At 68.8% G+C, this 18,726-nt stretch carries 14 protein-coding genes and 2 pseudogenes; 5 read left to right on the top strand and 11 right to left on the bottom strand.

What is annotated here, in order from left to right:
• Positions 1-21: 21 nt before the first annotated feature.
• The 4 genes from ACIRG5_RS43885 to lanKC all read right to left on the bottom strand — a co-directional run bounded on the left by ACIRG5_RS43885 (position 22) and on the right by lanKC (position 6,253).
• A complete protein-coding gene (locus ACIRG5_RS43885; RefSeq protein ID WP_402916585.1) occupies positions 22-1,740 on the bottom strand; it encodes an ABC transporter ATP-binding protein in 1,719 nt (572 codons plus the stop codon).
• A complete protein-coding gene (locus ACIRG5_RS43880) occupies positions 1,740-3,356 on the bottom strand; it encodes an ABC transporter ATP-binding protein (protein ID WP_402916583.1) in 1,617 nt (538 codons plus the stop codon). The genes ACIRG5_RS43885 and ACIRG5_RS43880 overlap by 1 nt, the downstream gene beginning before the upstream one ends.
• Positions 3,357-3,498: 142 nt before the next feature.
• Positions 3,499-3,657 carry a SapB/AmfS family lanthipeptide gene (locus ACIRG5_RS43875; RefSeq protein ID WP_402916581.1) on the bottom strand — a complete coding sequence of 53 codons (159 nt, stop codon included), beginning with the start codon at positions 3,655-3,657 and terminating at the stop codon, positions 3,499-3,501.
• Positions 3,658-3,691: 34 nt separating this feature from the next.
• On the bottom strand, positions 3,692-6,253 hold the full coding sequence (gene lanKC, locus ACIRG5_RS43870; RefSeq protein WP_402916579.1) for a class III lanthionine synthetase LanKC: 2,562 nt from the start codon (positions 6,251-6,253) through the stop codon (positions 3,692-3,694).
• 603 nt (positions 6,254-6,856) lie between these two features.
• Between lanKC and ACIRG5_RS43865 the strand changes: the two genes are divergently transcribed.
• Entirely contained in the window at positions 6,857-7,429 is a 573-nt protein-coding gene (locus ACIRG5_RS43865) for a hypothetical protein (protein ID WP_402916577.1), read from the top strand.
• Positions 7,430-7,908: 479 nt separating this feature from the next.
• Here the strand turns inward: ACIRG5_RS43865 and fabF are convergent, their stop codons facing one another.
• From fabF to ACIRG5_RS43845, 4 genes are read right to left on the bottom strand one after another with little or no spacing between them, the layout of a single operon-like run.
• Positions 7,909-9,144: a beta-ketoacyl-ACP synthase II gene (gene fabF / locus ACIRG5_RS43860; protein WP_402916575.1), complete on the bottom strand. Its 1,236-nt coding sequence runs from the start codon at positions 9,142-9,144 to the stop codon at positions 7,909-7,911.
• Positions 9,141-9,377 carry an acyl carrier protein gene (locus ACIRG5_RS43855; protein ID WP_089950824.1) on the bottom strand — a complete coding sequence of 79 codons (237 nt, stop codon included), beginning with the start codon at positions 9,375-9,377 and terminating at the stop codon, positions 9,141-9,143. The genes fabF and ACIRG5_RS43855 overlap by 4 nt, the downstream gene beginning before the upstream one ends.
• Before the next feature lie 46 nt (positions 9,378-9,423).
• Positions 9,424-10,413, bottom strand: a complete 990-nt coding sequence (locus ACIRG5_RS43850) for a beta-ketoacyl-ACP synthase III (RefSeq protein WP_402916573.1) — start codon at positions 10,411-10,413, stop codon at positions 9,424-9,426.
• Positions 10,413-11,342, bottom strand: coding sequence for an ACP S-malonyltransferase (locus ACIRG5_RS43845; RefSeq protein ID WP_402916571.1), 930 nt, complete (start codon positions 11,340-11,342; stop codon positions 10,413-10,415). Before ACIRG5_RS43845 ends, ACIRG5_RS43850 begins: the two co-directional genes overlap by 1 nt.
• Before the next feature lie 164 nt (positions 11,343-11,506).
• Here ACIRG5_RS43845 and ACIRG5_RS43840 point away from each other — a divergent pair.
• Positions 11,507-11,611 (top strand): annotated as a pseudogene (locus ACIRG5_RS43840) (hypothetical protein); the annotation flags it as partial.
• On the opposite strand, the pseudogene ACIRG5_RS43835 reads toward ACIRG5_RS43840, so the two are convergent.
• Positions 11,586-12,353 (bottom strand): annotated as a pseudogene (locus ACIRG5_RS43835) (PucR family transcriptional regulator); the annotation flags it as partial. The pseudogenes ACIRG5_RS43840 and ACIRG5_RS43835 sit on opposite strands and share 26 nt — an antisense overlap.
• Positions 12,354-12,857: 504 nt before the next feature.
• Between ACIRG5_RS43835 and ACIRG5_RS43830 the strand changes: the two are divergent.
• From ACIRG5_RS43830 to ACIRG5_RS43820, 3 genes are all read left to right on the top strand, one after another.
• Positions 12,858-14,414, top strand: a complete 1,557-nt coding sequence (locus ACIRG5_RS43830) for an alpha/beta hydrolase (RefSeq protein WP_402916569.1) — start codon at positions 12,858-12,860, stop codon at positions 14,412-14,414.
• Between the two features lie 207 nt (positions 14,415-14,621).
• Entirely contained in the window at positions 14,622-15,392 is a 771-nt protein-coding gene (locus tag ACIRG5_RS43825; RefSeq protein WP_330270150.1) for a mechanosensitive ion channel family protein, read from the top strand.
• Between the two features lie 140 nt (positions 15,393-15,532).
• Positions 15,533-16,576, top strand: a complete 1,044-nt coding sequence (locus ACIRG5_RS43820) for a glucose-1-phosphate thymidylyltransferase (RefSeq protein WP_402916566.1) — start codon at positions 15,533-15,535, stop codon at positions 16,574-16,576.
• On the opposite strand, the gene ACIRG5_RS43815 is transcribed toward ACIRG5_RS43820, so the two are convergent.
• A complete protein-coding gene (locus ACIRG5_RS43815) occupies positions 16,573-17,610 on the bottom strand; it encodes a winged helix DNA-binding domain-containing protein (protein ID WP_402916564.1) in 1,038 nt (345 codons plus the stop codon). The two genes, ACIRG5_RS43820 and ACIRG5_RS43815, sit on opposite strands and share 4 nt — an antisense overlap.
• Entirely contained in the window at positions 17,598-18,707 is a 1,110-nt protein-coding gene (locus ACIRG5_RS43810) for a phytase (RefSeq protein WP_402916562.1), read from the bottom strand. The genes ACIRG5_RS43815 and ACIRG5_RS43810 overlap by 13 nt, the downstream gene beginning before the upstream one ends.
• Positions 18,708-18,726 lie beyond the last annotated feature (19 nt).

Below are 18,726 nucleotides of genomic sequence, written 5' to 3'. Positions count from 1 at the left end.
TTAGTCCTGTGTGGACCCCGCTCACCGTTTGGGCAGCGGGGTTTCCTCGCGGTGGGTGGGATCCCAGGCCAGCATGAGCTGCCCGTAGAGCGCGGACGTCTTGAGCAGGTGCTCGTGGGAGCCGAGCAACGGCTTGCCGCCGTCCATGACCAGCACGCGGTTCGCTCGCAGCGCCGAGCTCAGCCGGTGCGCGATCACCACGAGAATCCCGTCCCGTCGCGCGAAAGCCCGTTCGACCCTGGCTTCGGCGGCGGGGTCCAGGTGCGAGGTCGCCTCGTCGAGGATGACGACGCTCGCGGACGTGACGAACACCCGCGCGAGCGCCAGCAGTTGGGCCTCACCAGCGGAAAGTCCTTCTCCGCCATGGCCGAGCAGAGCGTCCAGGCCACCGAGTCCGTCCAGAAGTGGTTTGGCGCCGACCTTTTTCACCGCGTCGACGAGATCCTCGTCGGTCGCCCACGGCGCGAGAAGCGTGAGGTTTTCTCGCACGGTGCCCGTGAACAGGTAGGTCTCCTGCGGAATCAGTGCGATCGCGTGGTGCCTGATCGTCGGCGCCACCCGGTCGACGGGGGCACCGCCGAACAGGACACAGCCGTTGTCCGGTGGCATCAGGCCGGTGAGCAGACTGGCCATTGTGGACTTGCCGATGCCGGACGGGCCGACCACCGCGAGGTGGTCGCCGGGGCGCAGGTCGAGCGACAGGCCGCGCAGCACCGGTTCCGCGTCCGGGCTCCAGCCGAACGTGACGTCCCGCAGCACGAACTCGCCGTTGGCCGGGATCTCGGTGCCGATCTCCCCGCCGGAGCGCGGCGCGGCCTCCTGAAGTCGTTTGAGCGCGACCATCAACCGCATCACGACGGTGCTGGTGGTGCGGGCCAGGCCGTGCAGCGCGGGGTTCACGCTGCTGGTCAGGTAGACGACCGCCGCCAGGACAGCACCCGTGGTGAGCTGTCCTGAGGCGACCAGCGGGGGAGCGAACGCGACCAGCATCACGATCGGGGTGAAGCCGCCGATCGCGATCACCGTGGCGCGCAACGCGTTCGCCCACGCGACGGTGACGGAGGCTCTGGCCTGTCGGTCGACCTGCCTCGCGACGTCCTGGTACGCCTCGGCCGACGCGGTGCAGGCGGCGACGTCGCGCAGCCCGGTCAGCACCGCGCCGGACGCTTCCGCCGTGCCTTCGTCGGCCATCACGACATCGCGTTGTCGTTTGGCCAGCGAGGGAAGCAGCAGGCCGAAGAGCACCAGTGCGGCCACGATCGGCAGCACGACCAGCCAGATCAGCGCGGCGGCCGTGGTCGCGAGGCCGATGAGCGCGGCGACCGTCGTGACCAGAAGTGCACGAGCCTGCACCAGAACGCCCGCGGTGGCGTCGCGCACCACCTCGACGTGCCTGGTGATCATGGCGACCGCGCTGGCGTCCGGTGTCCTGCGGTGCGTCGGGTCGTCCAGCACACCGTTCACGACCCGCGTGACCAGAGCGTCGCGCATGGGCTCGACGACGTCGCCGAGTCGAGCGAACACCTGCCGCTGGCCGAGTGCGCCCGCCACCGCGAGCGCGGCGAACGCGAGCAGCCACAGCACGCCGGCCAGCGGATCTCCCGCGGCGAAGCCCTGGTCGACGGCGGTGCCGACGAGCTTGCCGCCGAAGAACGCCGGGATGCCCTCGAGCATGGACCAGCCGAGCAGGATCAGGACGCCTCTGCGGTGTCCTGCCAGCGTGGAGAGGTAGAAACGCATCACTCGCCCCCGGTGAACACGGCGCGGTAGTCCTCGTCGGTCCACAGCTCCCGGTGGGTGCCGGTGCCGCGGATCCGGCCGTCTTCCAGCCACACCACGAGATCGGCTCTCGCGGCCGTGGCCGGGCGATGCGTCACCACCACCCTGGTCCGGCCGGGAAGTGCTGTCGTCAGTGCCTTGTCCACTTTGGCCTCGGTCACGGTGTCCAGACTGGCGGTGGCGTCGTCGAGCACGAGCACCTTGGGATCTCTCACGATCGCGCGGGCGAGGCCGATCCGTTGCGCCTCGCCACCGGACAACGGGGCGTCGGCCAGCGGGGTCTCGTAGCCCTGCGGCAGACGGATCAGCACGTCGTGCACCTGAGCGGCGACGGCCGCGTCCCGCACCTGGATCTCGTCCGCGTCCGTTCCATAGCCGATCGAACGGCCGATGGTCGCGCCCAGCAGCGCGGGACGCTCGAAGGCGTAGCCGACGGAACCCTCTCCCGACACCTCGCCCGAGTCCACAGGGGACAGTCCGCCGAGCACCGCCGCCAGCGTCGACTTGCCGGCGCCGGAACTGCCGACCACGGCGGTGAACGCACCTGCGGGGATCGTCAGGCTCACGTCGTGCAGCGCGCCTTCCACGCTGACGTCGCGCAGCTGAATGCACCCGCTCGACGGCGCGGAGACGGCTTTTCCCGGTACCGGGGTGTCGAGGACCTCGGCGATCCTGGTGGCGGAGGCGCGCGTGCGTTCCAGGGCGGTGAGCTGCGGAATCTGCCCGACGATGCCCATGCCGAGCGCGGTGTAGCCGAGGGCGGCGAGCACGTCACCGGTGCTCAGCCTGCCCTGGAGAATGCCGAAACCGGCGGCGACGAGCACGGCCAGCTCGACCGCCGGCAGCAGGAGACCCGCGCGCCACATCATCTTCGCCTGAGTGCGCCACATGCCGGCGCCCGCCGCGGCGAGGCGGGGGAGTGGCTGCAACACCCGTCCGGACTCGCGGTCGGCGATGCCCGCCGCGGCGATCGTGTGCCTGCCGGCCACCGCGTCGAGCAGGCGGGCCGAGATCTCGCCGGAGACCTCCTGGTAGGCCAGCACGTCGTCGGCGGTGAGCTGCATGTGGGAGCGGACCAGGAACGTTGCCAGCGGGACGCTCACCGCGAACACCGCGGCGAGCCGCCAGTCCAGCAACGCCAGTGCGACGACGGCACCCACCGACGACACCGCGGCGATGACCAGGGACAGCACGGTGACCACGACACCGCCGGCGTTGCCGCAGTCACCGGTCAGCCTGCTCACCGCGTCACCCGCGGCGAACCGCGGCGGATGACCGAGCAGGAGGAGATGGCGGGAAAGCCGCTTGCGCAGCCACGCGGTGGCGCGGGCCGTGATGCTCGCCGCGAGCACGATGCCGATCGCGTCCCCGACGATCTCCACGGCCGCGAGCAGGAGCAGCAACAGGACGGTGACCAGTACGAACGTTCCGCTCAACGCCATGTCCACGGCGTTGGCGAGCGCGGTGGGGAGCAACAGGGCGCTGGTGGTGGCCACCGCGGCGTTGAGCAGCAGCAGCCACGGGCGTACGTCCCGCCGCACGACGGAGAACAGCAGAGCGTCACCGGGTCTGGCCATCGGCTGTTCCTCCGGGGGTCGTCAGGGCGCATCATGAGCAAGGGCCCGACAGCTGGCCGGCTGCCGGGCCCTGCAGTTGGCGGGTGAGCGGCATACTTCGCCTATGCCGCTCACTCACCGCGGTGGTTCAGTTGAGGCGATGTCAGCAGGCCAGCAGGCTGACGGTGCTGTGCGAGCACGGGAGCAGCAGCGACGCGTTCGACGCGGTCGTGGAGCCGCCACCGCCGCCGCCACCCGACGCCATCGCGTTGCTCGGCGCCTCGGGGGTCTCGAGGTCCTGCATGTCGAGGATGAAGCCCATGACTGTCTCCTAATTCGAGGAATCGATCTTCTTGCTACCGGTCGGTGAGGACCGGCGTTCGTGAGCCCAGGAAGGGCAGTGGTGAGCGGCCGTCCACTGTGGACGCGATGGCGAGCAGAACGCCCGCGCCGCCGGTGTTGAGGTCCATGGAGAGCCGGCGCAGCTGGATGCCGGGGAACGCGATCCCGGCACCGAAGCGCACGGCGTGCCAGCCGAGTGCCCGCAGGTGCACCTGGACCGAGTGTTCGAGCTGTTCGTCCGGCCGGTGGCGCGTCGCGTGAGCGAGGGTGGCCATGAGTCCGGCCCTGCCCAGCGTGAAGGCGGGCTGGATGACGAACTCGCCGGTGCAGCCGCTGAGCAGTCCTGGCAGCTTCTCGACGCACGGGCGTTCCGGTGCCACCGCGGCGAACTCGGTGAGCACCATCGCGATGCCCGCACCACCGATGCCGACGTACGGCAAGGACCGGAAGGTGCCGTCGCGCACCTGCAGCGATCCGTCCAGCGCGACCATCGTCTCGGCCAGGTCGCGTTCGAGCGCCTGCTCGGACACCCTGAGCCAGCGTCGTTCGCCGGTGTGCTCGAACATCCGCAGGAAGAACAACGCGGGTCCCGACCAGCCGTGCAGCAGACCGGCCCTGGCCTTGTCACCGGGTCCCGGTGCGCCGGCCAGCTGCTTCGCGAGCCGTTCGGCCAGTTCCTCGGCGTGCGCGGCGAAGCTGTCGTCGCGGCGGGTGTCCGCGAAGTGCAGCAGGTTGAGCCCGATGCCGGACAGTCCGGCACTCAGCCCGTGGTCCTGCGTGGCGGGGACGAGCGCGGCATAGCGCTCGACCAGTTCGGTCGCGACGTCGTGGTGGCCGAAGTTCTCCAGCACGTGAGCGATGCCGTGTGCGCCGACGAAGAAACCCGGCTGTTTCGGCGGATCCTGCAGCACGGTCCTGATCAGCCAGTCCTCGTGCTCGGGGTAGCGGCCTTCACCGCTGACGTCGAGCGCGTGCAGCACACCCGCCGCGCCGTGACCGAAGCACGTGCCGCCGACCTCGAACTGCTCGATGTCGCCGGGGAACAGCCGGTCGGTCCGTTGCGGAGTCGCGCTGTGCAGGATCGCCGTGGCGATCTCCTTGCGCACGACCGTCCAGTCCGGGTTCTCCTCGTCGAACTGGGTGAACGCCGGGTCGGCGGGCGGGTCGACGCGCGAGGTGAGCACGCCGGCGATCGACTGGCAGTACTCGTCGGAGAGCCCGAAACGTTGCTTGATCACCTGCAGGTGCTGGGGGAGCTTCGCGGGTGCGAGCTCCAGCACCGTGTTGAGCGGCAGGAAGATCCACAGCTTGAGCGCGGCCAGCGGGTGCTCGTCGATCTCGAAGCCCTCGCGGTCCGCGGGCGCCTGGAAACCCGGCGCTCCGAGCGTGGGCCGGTGCACGTTCTCGATCGTGGACGACAGCTCGAAGTCGATCAGCGAGATCTCGTCGTCGTCATCGACCAGGATGTTGAGCGTGTGCAGGTCGCCGAACACGACCCCGCGGTCGTGCACCCGCGCCATCAGGTCCTCGACCTTGCCGACGAGGGTGAGCGCGCGCTCCCGGTACTCGGCGAGCTTCTCGTCGGTGGCCTCCTTGTGCGTCAAGGGGTAGTTGTGGCCGAGCCACTGCCCGAGCGAGCGCCCCGGCATGAACTCCATCGCGACGAAGAGGTGCTCCCACTCGGTGAAGCGGTCGTACACCTCCGGCACGCCCTGGACGCCGCTCAGCCTGGTGAGGATCTGGTGTTCGAGCTCCAGCCGTGCCACGGCGTCGCGGCCCTCGCGGTCGAGTCCGGCGTGCGGCCGTGCCTCCTTGAGCACGACCTCCCTGCCGTCGCTCTTGCGCGTCGCCAGGTAGACACCGCCGCCGTTGGAGAAGTGCAGTGATCGCTTGATCTGGTACGGGAAGGCTTCCGGGTCGCCTGCGTTGCGCTCGGCGAGGTGCGGCGCCAGGAAGTCCGGCAGCTCGACCCACTCCGGCACGCTGAAGACCGGCTTGCGCTTGTCCGCGACGAGCTCGCCGTCCGGCCCCTCGATCGCGAGCACCTGCTGCCCGTCGACCTCGAGCCACTGCTCGGAGAATCCGCCGTAGCGCACGTAGAGCGGGCCCTTGCCGTACCGCAGGTCGCTCAGGACGTAGGCCCCGTGTTCGCCGGAGAGCAGGGCGCCGAGCTCGGTGAGGATCTGCCGGAGCTGCTCCGTGCCCGTCGGGTAGATCGTGATCAGCTTGCCACTGCCCTCACGGGGCGCGTACTTCGAGTTGCGGGCGAGCACGATCGAGATCGTCTGCAGGTACTTGAACGGGATCCGGCGCTCGACGCAGTAGTCGAAAGCCGCCTTGAGCACCTTGCCGGCGTTGTCGAGTCCAGCGGAAACGTGGATCTTCCACCCTTGGTTGGGGAGCTGCACACCCGTCGGGTGGTGGTGCCGCCACACGTTGCGCTCCACCGTGACCCAGTCGGGAGGAAGCGCGGGGAGTTCGGTGGAGAAGTCGTCCGCGGGAGTGGTTTCGGTGCTGCTCTGCAGATCGTAGAACTGCCGATCCGCGAAGCAGTACGCCTCGTATCTGAGGTCCACCGAATTCGCCTCCCTGACTCGTTTTTCGTTTCTTTGATGCGCATATTTCCGCACAATCTCGGAGCTATGGGGAATCCGCCGTTAGGGTCATATGGGTACCCCGTTCGTGTCCGAAAGAACCTCGGTTACCGGTGCGTATGTGACTTCTCGTGATGAGGTTTGGGCCCATCTCACCCGGTTGAGATGTTTGCTGCCGGTCGGTTTGGTCGGGGTATGCCGCGTTTTCGCTAAACGACACCGGGGCGTTCCTGATCTGGGGTGCCTCTGAGCTGCGGTATTCCAGTCCGACCGCGACGTATAGTTGGGTGGGTGCAAACTTCGTGTACGCGCTGTGTCGGTTGCTCTTTACGAGTGAAGCCAAAATTGGCTGCCATTGCGTGTTTGATACGGCCGAATGGCGGTAAGGCATGGCCCGTTGGAACCCATTCGTAGGATGAGATTGGTTACCGACTTATTATGTATCAAACATTGTCTTGCTACATGCAACCGCCCAAATCCCTATGTGATGTAATCGTTCGAGTGAAATCCGTGTTTTGTTGTAACGAGACACGTTTCGTGAGCGGCCCTCTGCTGTCCGGCGTGTCGTGCGGCTAGGCTGCGCGTGTGGGGAGCGTGGCAAGCCGCTGGCTGGTGCCGGCCGTGGTGGTGATCACCGGTGCCGCGGTGGCGGCAGGGATGGTGGGCCGGACCGTGTACTCGCGTCCGGCCGAGGCCAAGGGGGCGCCCGTGGTCGCGTCCTCGTCCGTCGCCGGGCCGTTGCCGGGGTCCACGGAGGTCCGGCTCAGCCCGGACTCGTTCACCCATCCCGATCGGACCGCTGTGCAGCGGGTGCTGCAGGCCTACTTCGACGCGATCAACTCCCGGGACTTCGACGCCTGGCGCGGAGTGGTGTCGGCCCGGCGGGTTTCGTCCACGCCTGAGGCTTCCTGGGTTGCGGCGTACGAGACCACTCAGGACGGCGGGATGGTGGTGCAGCGGGTCGAGACCGATGTGGTCACTCGGCGGCTGCGGGTGTTGATCTCGTTCGTGTCCACTCAGGACGTAGCCAAGGCTCCGCCCGCGTTGCCGGAGAGGTGTATTCGGTGGCGGGTGGTGTACGTGCTGGTGTGGGAGGGCGGGATGTTGAAGGTGGATGAGGCGGCGGAGAACCGGAACCCTCAGATGGAGAAGTGCTGAGGCGTTCGGCTTTTCGGCCTTGCGTTCGTTCCGCCTTCGGCATCGTGTGCGATCTGCGGATCACGTGAGCGCGCGTTCGGACGGGCTCGCCTAATGAGTGCTTCGCAGGTGGGGATGCCTACCCACGAGTGCGCGGTAGGGCCGGCTCGCCTGCGGCATCGCGTGCGGACCGCCTTGCCGCGCCGCGCCTTGCCGCGCTCCGCCTTGCCTCGCTCCGCCTTGCCTCGCGTCGCCTCGCGTCGCCCTGCCTCGCGTCGCCCTGCTCGGTCTCGCTCCGCCGTGCCGTCCCGTCTCGCCTTGTCCAGCCTGCCGTTCTCGCTCTCGCGGGACTGTCAGACCCACTCGCTACGTTGGGTCGCGGGGGACGCTGAACCCGAGGGGACCCCTGCGCGAGCGTGCCCAAACCCCACGGCCACGGCGAAAAGCGCAACGCCCCGGGCCGCTGAACGGACCGGGGCGTGCGGTGGAACGGGTGGTGCTTAGGCCGGGGTGAAGGCCAGGGCCACGTTGTGGCCGCCGAACCCGAACGAGTCGTTCACCGCGGCGTCCAGCTTGATCTTGCGGGGTTCGCCCGCCACCACGTCCAGCGTGACGGCCGGGTCGAGGTTCTCCAGGTTGAGGGTCTGGGGAACGATGCCGTCGCGGATCGAGAGGACGGTGATGATGGCCTCGACCGCGCCTGCTGCTCCCAGCAGGTGGCCCAGGGAGCCCTTCGGGGCGGTCAGGACCGGGTGGTCGCCGATCGCCTTGCGGATGGCCACGGTTTCCGCGACGTCGCCCACCGGGGTGGAGGTGGCGTGGCAGTTCACGTGGCCGACGTCGGACGGGTCGATGCCGCCGGAGCGCAGGGCTGCGGCGATGGCGCGCGACTGGCCGACGCCCTCGGGGTCCGGGGCGGTGATGTGGTAGCCGTCGGCCGACGTGCCGATGCCGGCGAGACGGCCGTAGATCTTGGCTCCGCGGGCCTCTGCGAACTCGCGGCGTTCCAGGACCATGACGCCCGCGCCCTCGCCGAGGACGAAGCCGTCGCGGGCCGTGTCGAACGGGCGCGACGCCTTCTGCGGCTCGTCGTTGCGGGTGCTCATGGTGCGGGCCTGCGAGAAGCCCGCCACCGGGATCGCCGTGATGCACGCTTCCGCGCCGCCTGCCACGACCACGTCGGCTTCGCCGGACATGATCATGCGGTAGGCCCACGCGATGGCTTCCGCGCCGGACGCGCAGGCGGAGACCGGGGCGTGCACGCCCGCCTGTGCCTTCAGTTCCAGGCCCACGTGCGCGGCCGGGCCGTTCGGCATGAGCATCGGGACGGTCAGCGGCGACACCTTGCGAAGGCCGTGCTGCTCCAGGAGGTCGTCCTGGGTCAGCAGGGTGATCGCGCCGCCGATGCCCGTGCCGATGATCACGGCGAGGCGCTGGCGGTCGACGGTGTCGTCGTCGTGTCCCGCGTCGGACCAGGCCTGGCGGGACGCCACGATGGCGACCTGCTCGGAGCGGTCCAGGCGTCGAGCTTCCACTCGGGGGAGCACCTCGGTCGGGTCCACCACGAGCTCGGACGCGATCTTGACAGGCAGGTCGTACTTCGCGACCCACTCGTGGGTCATGGGGCCGACCCCGCTCTTGCCTGCCAGAAGCGCGTCCCAGGTGGACGTGACATCACCACCGAGCGGGGTGGTGGCACCCAGCCCGGTGATGACGACCTCGATGCCCGAACTCACTTGTTGCTGGTGATGTAGTTCACCGCGTCACCAACGGTCTTGAGGTTGGCCAGCTCGTCGTCCGGGATCTTCACGCCGAACTTGTCCTCAGCCTGGACGGCGATCTCGACCATCGACAGCGAGTCGATGTCGAGGTCGTCCACGAAGGACTTCTCAGCGGTGACGTCGTCGGCGGCAACGCCGGCGACCTCTTCGACGATCTCGGCAAGACCGGTCAGGACGTTGTCGCTCACTGAAGTTCCCTTTCGATTGAAACGATGAACAAACTCTGGGTGGTACTCATGGGCACCGGACCACCTGTCCCGCGTAGGACAGGCCCGCGCCGAACCCGACCATCAGCACCACGTCTCCGGAGGAGATCTCGCCCGCCGCCCGCATGTGGTCCAGTGCCATGGGGATGGAGGCCGAGGAGGTGTTGCCGGATTCGACGATGTCTCGAGCGATCTTCAGGTCCTCGCGCGCACCATTGTTGCGCAGGCGCTTGGCGATGGCCTCGATGATCCTGAGGTTGGCCTGGTGCGGGGCGAACACGTCCACTTCGGACAGTTCGACACCCGCGAGTTCGGCGGCACGGAGCGCTACCGGTGCGATCTGGGTCGTCGCCCACCGGAAGACCGTCTGGCCTTCCTGGTGGATGAACGAGTCGCGGTCGTCGATCCTGATGACCTCGGACATCGTGCCGTCCGAGCCCCAGGCGACGGGGCCGATGTGGTTCTCGTCGCTGGCGCCGACGACGACGGCACCCGCGCCGTCCGCGAAGATGATCGCGGTCGAGCGGTCGTCGGGGTGGGTCCAGTCGGTGAGCTTCTCCGCGCCGATGACGAGGAAGTTGCGCACCGCGCCCCCGCGAACGATGTCCGCGGCGGTCGCGACGGCGTAGCAGAAGCCCGCGCACGCGGCGTTCAGGTCGAACGCGGCCGCCGCGGTGATGCCCAGCCGGGTGGCGACCTGCGCGGCGGCGTTCGGGATCGTCGACGGCATGGTGCACGTCGCCACGATCACGCCGCCGATGTCGGCCGCCGTGAGGCCCGCGTCCGCGATCGCCTTGGTGCCCGCAGCGACGGACATGTCCACGACGCCCTCGTCCTTGGCCGCCACGTGCCGGTTGACGATGCCGACGCGCTCGCGGATCCACTCGTCCGAGGTGTCCATGCGCTGGGCGAGGTCGTGGTTGCTCACCACCGTCTCGGGCTGGTAGCTGCCGAGACCGATGATGCGGCTACCCGCAGCTGCCTGCGGGGCCTGAAAGCCTGTCCCAGAGGGAATCATTACTGCGCGGCTCCAACGGTCTCGAAGAGCTCCGCGACCTTCTCGAACTGGTCAGGGGTCTTCAGGGCGAGGGTGGAGGTGCCCTTCATCGCACGCTTGGCGAGACCCGTGAGCGCGCCGGCGGGCGGCAGCTCGATCGAGCCGGCGATGCCCTTCTCGACGAGGGTGGCCTGGCAGACGTCCCAGCGGACCGGGCTCGTGACCTGCGAGACCAGGCGCCGCAGCACCTCGGTGCCCTCGGTGACGACCTGACCGTCCTTGTTGGACAGCAGCGGCAGCAACGGGTCGTGCGTGGTGACCTCGGCGGCACGCGCGCGCACGGCGTCTTCGGCCGGCGCCATGTACCTGGTGTGGAAGGCGCCCGCGACGGCCAGCTTGCGGACCTTCGCCGTGCCCGGCGGGTTCTCCGCGAGCTCGTCGAGCGCGGCACGCGGACCGGCCGCGACGATCTGGCCGGCGCCGTTGCGGTTGGCGGGCACGAGGCCGAGCTCCTCGAGGCGCGCGAGCACCTCCGGCTCGTCGCCACCGAGCACCGCGGCCATGCCGGTCGGCTCCAGGGCGCAGGCCTGCGCCATCGCGGCACCGCGCACGGCGGCCAGGGCGACGGCGTCGTCGGCGCTGATGACGCCCGCGACCGCCGCGGCGGCGAGTTCGCCGACCGAGTGGCCGCCGACGATCACGGCGGAGGGCAGTTCGACGCGGCGGCGCAGCTCACCGAACGCGAGCAGCGCGAGAGCCACGACGAGCGGCTGGGTGATCGCGGTGTCGACGATCTCGTCGGCCTCCGCGGTGGTGCCGAGACGCACGAGGTCCAGGCCCGTGATCTCCGACCACGACCGGACCTGCTTCTCGGCCCCCTCCAGTTCGAGCCAGGGGGTGAGCATGCCGGGCGTCTGGGACCCTTGTCCGGGCGCGAGGAGTGCGATCACGTCGATTACTAAAGCTGGTGAACCCACCGGTACCCCATGCTGTAAAGAACGAAGTACTGCGATCGTATTTGTAGAGTTCCTACAAAAGTGTCTGTCAGGTGAACGCTCCGCTACGTAAGCCCAGCTCAGCGCGGTGAGGGGTCGTTTGGCCCTCACCCTAACGGATGTGTGCGAAGTCCGTCACAGCTCGTTCGGCTACCACAGGCCCCGGGCGCGAGCAAGGCGTCCTACAGACAAAGCGACGCGAAGCACAAGCGCGTCTCGAGCGTCATGTGCATTTCTTCCCGTCATTTCCTGAACGCGCCGAAGGCGATATCTGACCGTGTTCGGGTGCACGAACAGTCTTTTCGCGCACGTCTCCAGCACGCCCCCGACCTCCAGGAAGGCGTCCACGGTCTCCAGCAACGCGCCGCCGGCGTCCTCCAACGGCCGCGCGACCCTGTCGACCAGCTGCCACTCGGCCTCCGGATCGCCTGCCAGCGCGCGTTCCGGCAACAGGTCGAGCGAGCGAACGGGCCGGGGCGCGGCGGGCCAGCCGACGACCGCGCGCAGGCCGCTCAGCGCGTCACTGGCACTGCGATGAGCCTCGGAAAGGCTGGTCACGGTGGGTCCGGCGACCACAGGGCCCTCGCCGAAACCCTCGGAGATGCGGCCCAGCACGTCCTCGCCGGTCTCGGTCGGGCCGCCGAGCACGACGACGAGCCGGGAGCCCTGCACGGACAGCAGCACCGGCCGACCGGCCCTGGCGGCCTTGCTGCGCACCGAGTAGATGATCGCCGGAGGGTCCTCGCCGCCGGGATTGCCGACCAGCACCGTGGCCTCGATCGCCGGGTCCCAGCCGAGCGCGGCCGCGCGGGACAGCAGCGACTCCTCGGGGTCGCCACGCACGATGCCGTCCACGACCAGCGCTTCCAGCCGCGCGTCCCAGGCGCCTCGCGCCTCGGCGGCGGTCGCGTACGAGGTGGCGGCCGAGAAGGCGATCTCCCGCCCGTACCGCAGCACGCCCTCCATCAGCAGCGCGCGCTCCGCCTCGTCCGCCGCCATCTGCGGCATCTGCTCCTCGAACAGCTCCAGCGCTATCCGGACCAGTTCCACGGTCTGGCGCAGGCTGACCCAGCGGGAGATGTCCTTGGGGGCGCTGCGGAACGCGTCCGCGGTGAGCCGGATCGCCTGCTGCCGGTCGTGCAGCCACTCGACGAACCCGGCCACGCCGTTCTGGATCAGCAGCAACACGCTCGCGCGCTGGTCCGCGGGCATTCGCGCGAACCACGACAGCCGCCGTTCCATCTCGGCCACGCTGGCGGTGGCGAGTGAGCCCGACGCGCGTTCGATCTTGCGCATCGTGCGGGCGGAGAGCGTGGGCGGGTGCTCCTCCTTCGCCTTGCTGCTGGTCATACCCGCAGCTTAGGGCTCAGGAGGGGACATCACCGGGATGGGTGACAGAACCCATGTGGGTGTTTGCGCGGCCATACCGTCGGGCGGCAGAGCTCTTTCAGTGCGGCGCGGAGGTTCGTCTTGCGTAGGTTCCCGGCACTTGCCCTGAGCGTGGTGGCGTTGCTGACGACGAGCGTGACCGCCGCGGCCGATCCGCCCGACCCGCTCGCCGAGTTCCACGCCCAACCGGTGAAGTGGGCGCAGTGCACCGGAAAGCTCGCTGAGCTGGAGTGCGCCACGCTCGTCGCGCCGCTCGACTACGCCAAACCCGGCGGCGACAGGATCAACCTGACGATCAGCAGGAAGAAGGCGGTGGCGGCCGACCGCAGGCGCGGCGTGCTGTTCACCAATCCGGGTGGACCTGGCGGTTCCGGGCTCGGTCTGCCGCTGTTCCTGGGCAAGTCCGAGCTCTCGCAGGTCTACGACGTGATCGGCATCGACCCGCGCGGCGTCGGTGGTTCGACGGCGCTGAACTGCCGCACCGCGCCCGCGATCGCCGAGCCGGAGTCCCGGCCCGCGGACGGCGAGTTCGGCAAGTGGGCGGCCGAGGCGCGCGAGGCCGAGGAGGCCTGCCAGAAGTCGGGCGGCGGTATCCGGCAGTTCATCAGCACCGCGAACACCGCGCGGGACATGGACGTCGTGCGTGCCGTGCTGGGCGAGCAGAAGATCAACTACTTGGGCTACTCCTACGGCACGTACCTGGGCGCGGTGTACGGGACGTTGTTCCCGAACCGGCTCGACCGCAGCGTGCTCGACTCGGCCGTGCACCCGGAGTGGGTCTGGCACGAGCAGTTCCGCCAGCAGGCCGTGGCGTACCGGATGGACGTCGAGGCGTGGGCGGCGTGGGCGGGGGAGCGCAACGAGAAGTTCGGGCTGGGCAAGTCCCGCGACGAGGTGCTGGCCGAGGTCGAGAAGGTCGCGGCGAAGCTGCACTCGTCGCCGATCGGTGAGCACGACCGCTCCTCCTTCGACGGCGCAACGGGTGTCGGTGCCCGCTACCGTCCACTGTGGTCGGACCTGGCGTCGATCGTGATCAAGCTGCGGTCGGGGGAGAAGCCGGACAACGCCGAGGGTGCCAAGGCCGGTGAGGTGCTCGCCAGGACCGGGCTGGAGGAACTGCGGTCGGGCGTGTTCGACACGGTCACCTGCGAGTCGGACTGGCCGACCGACCTGCACGTCTACTACGAGGACATGCGGATGTTCCGGGAGCGCTACCCGTACGGCTTCGGCATCGTGCGGGCCGCGCCGATGACCTGCACGTTCCGTTCGTTCACGCCGCCGGAGCAGCCGGTCAGGATCGGCCGCAACGGCTATCCGATCGGCGTCGTCGTGCAGTCGGAGGGCGACACGCAGACCCAGTACGCGAGCGGCCCGGCGATGGCCCAGCGGCTCGGGCACAACCTCATCACCGTCACCGACGAGGGCAAGCACGGTCTCTACAACGGCGGCAACAAGTGCGTCGACGACAAGGTCAACCGGTACCTGATCGACGGGGCGCTGCCGGGCAGCAGTTCCGAGTGCACCGGTGACCCTCGGCCGGACGTGCCCAAGGACGGTCAGGGCGGCGCGGCCCCCGCGTTGTCCCCTGAGGGGATCCAGGCCTATCTGGACGGCCGGGGGCTGTCCGCACGGCCGTAGAAATGTGGAAGCGCCCGCCACGGAGCGTGGCGGGCGCTTCCCTCTCCCCGGTCCCCACCGGTGGTTCCACTCTGGACTGTATTGCGACAAAAATCCACGTCAGCCACCCTTTCGTGTAGCGGTGTCGAAGTTGTGGAGCGGTGTGATCCACGAAACGATCACCTCGTCTGATCTTCACTCACCGCAACTTTGTTCATAGGAGGGCCCGTGGGCTCGCAAATCACCGAGGGCCTGGGCCAGGCGTGGGCGATGATCGCCACGTTCGTGCCGAAGCTGCTCGGCTTCCTGCTCGTCCTGGTCATCGGCTGGTTCATCGCGAAGGCGCTCGCCAAGGGCGTCCAGTTCCTGCTCAAGCGCGTCGGCTTCGAGAAGCTCGTCGACAAGTCCGGCCTCAACGGCGCGATGCGGCAGTCGTCGATGGACGCCTCCGGCCTGATCGCCAAGATCGTGTACTACTTCGTGCTGCTCATCGCGCTGCAGCTGGCGTTCGGCGTCTTCGGCGCCTCGAACCCGGTCAGCACGCTGCTCAACGAGGTCATCGCGTACCTGCCGCGCATCGTCGTGGCGATGGTGCTCGTGATCGTCGCGTCGGCCATCGGCACGGCGCTCAAGGGCCTCGTGACCGGAGCGCTCGGCCAGCGCTCGTACACGAAGATCCTGGGCAACATCACCTACGGCTTCGTGATGGCGCTCGGCGTCATCGCGGCGCTCAACCAGCTGGGCATCGCCGTCTCGGTGACCATGCCGGTCCTGATCGCCGTGCTCGCCACCGTCGCCGGCGTGATCGTCATCGGTGTGGGTGGCGGCCTGGTCCGCCCGATGCAGCAGCGCTGGGAGGGCTGGCTGACCCGCGTGCAGGACGAGGCGCAGGTCCAGTCGCCGATGCCGCGTGCGTCGCAGGAGATGCCGTCCACCGTGGGCGGCCGCATGGGTGACATGCAGACGCCTCCGTCGGGCACCCCGATGTCCGAGAGGTAGTTCTCAGTACCTGGAGGGGCCCTGCGCGAAACATCTCGCACAGGGCCCCTTTCTGGTGTTCTGACAGTTCTCCAGTTTCGATCCAGCGCCCGGCCGCAGCCTCGTGTCCACCCGAACTGTTCCGTCGCGGTGGAGGACCTATGAAAGCCCTTGTGCTGTCCGCGGGCGTACGCCCGGCCGGATACTCGCTGCCACGGCAGATCGTCCCCATCGCGAACAAGCCGGTGCTCGAGTACGTCGTGGAGAACCTGCGGGACATCGGGATCACCGACATCGGCATCGTCGTGGGTGATGGCGCGCAGGAGATCTCCGAGCTGTTCGGCGATGGCGCGTACCTGGGTGTCTCGATCACCTACATCCAGCAGGACGTGCCGCTGGGCCTCGCGCACTGCGTGCGGATCGCCCGGCCGTTCCTCGGTGACGACGACTTCGTGATGTACGTGGGCGACAACGTTCTCGTCGAGGGCATCGCCCAGATCGCCGACGAGTTCGAGCGGCTGCGGCCGTCCGCGCAGGTGCTCGTGGACAAGGTCGAGGACCCGCGCCTGTACGGCGTCGCGGAGGTGGACGAGAACTCGCGCGTGACGCGGCTGATCGAGCACCCCCAGGAACCGCGCAGCGACCTCGCGATGATCGGCGTCTACTTCTTCACCCCCGCCATCCACGCCGCCGTCGACGCGATCGAGCCGTCGTGGCGCGGCCAGTTCGAGATCACCGACGCGCTGCAGTGGCTGGTGACGCACGAACGCGATGTGCGGGCGCGGATGTACTCGGGGTTCTGGAAGGACACCGGAAAGGTCGAGGACGTGCTGGAGTGCAACCGCGAGCTGCTGATGGGCCTGCGGACCGACATCCAGGGCATCGTCGACGACGAGTCCCGGCTGATCGGTGACGTCGTGGTCGAGGAGGGTGCGCGCGTGGTGCGATCGTGCATCGTCGGGCCCGTGATCATCGGCGCCGGGACTCTGGTCGAGGAGTCGATCATCGGGCCGTACACGTCGATCGGCGCGGACTGCCGGATCGTCGAGTCCGGGGTGGCCGACTCGATCGTGCTGAACGAGGCGTCCGTGCACAACGTCTCGGGCATCGAGACGTCGCTGATCGGCCGCCGGGCCCGCGTCGGTTCGGCGCGCCAGCACCGGCTGGTCGTCGGCGACGGCGCGCACGTCGAGGTCGCTGCTTAGCTGATCCAGTCCTGAAGGCGGTCGCACTCCTCGGCGACCGCCTTCTGCCTGCTCCTGTCCAGCTGGTCGATGTAGTCGACGGTGATTCGGCGCTCTTTGGTGATCGCCCAGGTGGCGACCACGTAGCCGTCGACGAGGACCGTGGGCCTGCCGCCGATGACGACGCCGAGCCGGTCGTCGGCGATGACCCTCCTGCGGTCGGCGTGGGCGAGCAGGATGTTGTCGAACTCGGGCAGGAGCCGGACGGGGACCGGGACGTCCGGGTCGGGACGCGGGGCGTCGGGGAGGTCGAAGAGCTCCTTGCCCGCCTCGCTGCGGAACGTCGCGAGCCGCGGGCGCAGTGCCGCGAACGTCTCGGCGAGTTTCGTGAGACCGGACCACTGCTGGGCGTCCATGACGGTGGCCGGTCCGAAGGCCCTGAGGTAGCGCAGGACGAGTTCTTCCTTGTCCATGGCGTTCTGAGGCTTGCCCAGCCAGTTCTCGACGGTCGTGCAGACGGCCCTACCGCTGCTGTGCCACAGGCCGCGCGGCGGAAGCTGGACGAGGGCGAGCTTGTTGCGCAGCGCGTTGCCGAGAACTGTGTGTTCGCGGTCGGGCCAGCGTTGCCTGAGCTGCTTGCCGGCGTCCGCGGTGCCCTGCGGGGTCTCGTCGAGGATCTCGCGGCCCGCTGCGGCGATCTCGTCGAAGTCGAGGCCCTTGAGGCGACCGGCGAACGGGCCGCTCTGCAGCTCGCGGTCGAGCCGGAGCTGCATGTGGGGGCGCAGAGCGAGCGCGTCCCGTGCGCTGACCAGGTGGATCGTGCCGCGCATCAGGAGCATGCGGACGGCTTTCCTGGTGGTCAGGAGGTCTTCGAGCTCGTTCGGCTGGAAGTCGTTCAGTCGCGTCCAGAGGCCGACGTAGGGCGACTTCGGTTCCTGCGCCTGGACGCCGACGAGGTGCTCGATGGTGGCGAGCGCGCTCTGGTTCGCGCGCTCGCGCAGCATCTGGCGTTCGATCAGCGCTCTGTTGAGCTGGCCCAGGCTCAGAGTCCCCATCGGGACAGGTTATGCCGGACGAACGCGAATCCGGTGCCGTTCGGGCGTTCGCCGTCGTGGACGACGAGCAGGTTCAGCTTGCCCAGGACGATGTCGGCGCCGTCGGAGTGTTCGACGTCCTTGATCCGGAAGTCCTTCAGCGGCTTCATGTCCGCCTTGCGGTAGGCGACGAACCGCGAGTCGCCCTGGCTGGACGCGAGCAGCACGTCGTTCGCGATCGTGAGGCCCTCGGCGTCGGCTTCGAGCCACTTGCCACCGAAGCCGGGGTTCGGGCCGTCGGCCTCGCACTCCTCGGTCTCCGGGTCGTACTTCTGCGGCGCGCCCCACGTGCGGACCTTGTCGACGAGCTGTGGCTTGCCGAAGCCGTTGGAGCGCAACGGGATGCGCCAGATGCCAACGTCCTCCTGCGCGGCGTACAGGGTGTTCGTCTGCTCGTCGATCACCATGCCCTCGACCTGCGGGCCCTCGCCGGGCTCGCCGCACACGGTCCACTTCTTGCCGTTGGGCAGGGTGAACGTGCTCGGAAGGTCCAGAGTGGACACCTTCCTGGTGTCGTACCTGGGGCCTTTGACGACCTGGAGGAGCGCGATGCTGGTCTCGTTGCGCCGGCTGGTGACGACGACGTCCTTGCCGTCGACGTGACCGGCGGCCAGGCCGTACGCGGTGTGCTGCTCGTCGACCTCTGCCTCGGTCCTGGAGAACACCGGCTTCGTGGCGGGGTTCGTGACGTCCTTCGCGCCGCGTTCGTCCACTTGGAACACCCGGACCCGGTCACGGCCGCGGTCGCTGACGAACGCCAGGTCGCCGAGGACGTCGACGTTGTTGAAGCGGCCGGGCTTCGCGTCCGGCGTGGGAGGCAGCGGCGCCGGGTAGACGCCGATCGTGCGGCCGTTGAGGTCGAACGCAGCCAAGCCGCCCTCCTTGAGCGTGCCCAGGACCACACTGCGTTCGGCGTTGCGCGGGTTCACCCAGATGGCCGGGTCGTCCGCGTCGGCGGGCTCCTCGAACGTCTGCGTGATGACCGTCGGTGTGATGACGGGCGGCACAGGGGTGGTGAGGAACAAAGGGACGAGCGCCAGTGCTAAGGAAGATGACATGGTGGGACCGTAGGAAACA

Origin of the sequence: Lentzea sp. NPDC102401 (genome assembly GCF_044765805.1) — a bacterium.
GTDB lineage: Bacteria > Actinomycetota > Actinomycetes > Mycobacteriales > Pseudonocardiaceae > Lentzea > Lentzea sokolovensis.
The sequence above is the reverse complement of the archived record's forward strand: the minus strand, read 5'-3'. Positions and strand labels throughout refer to the sequence as shown.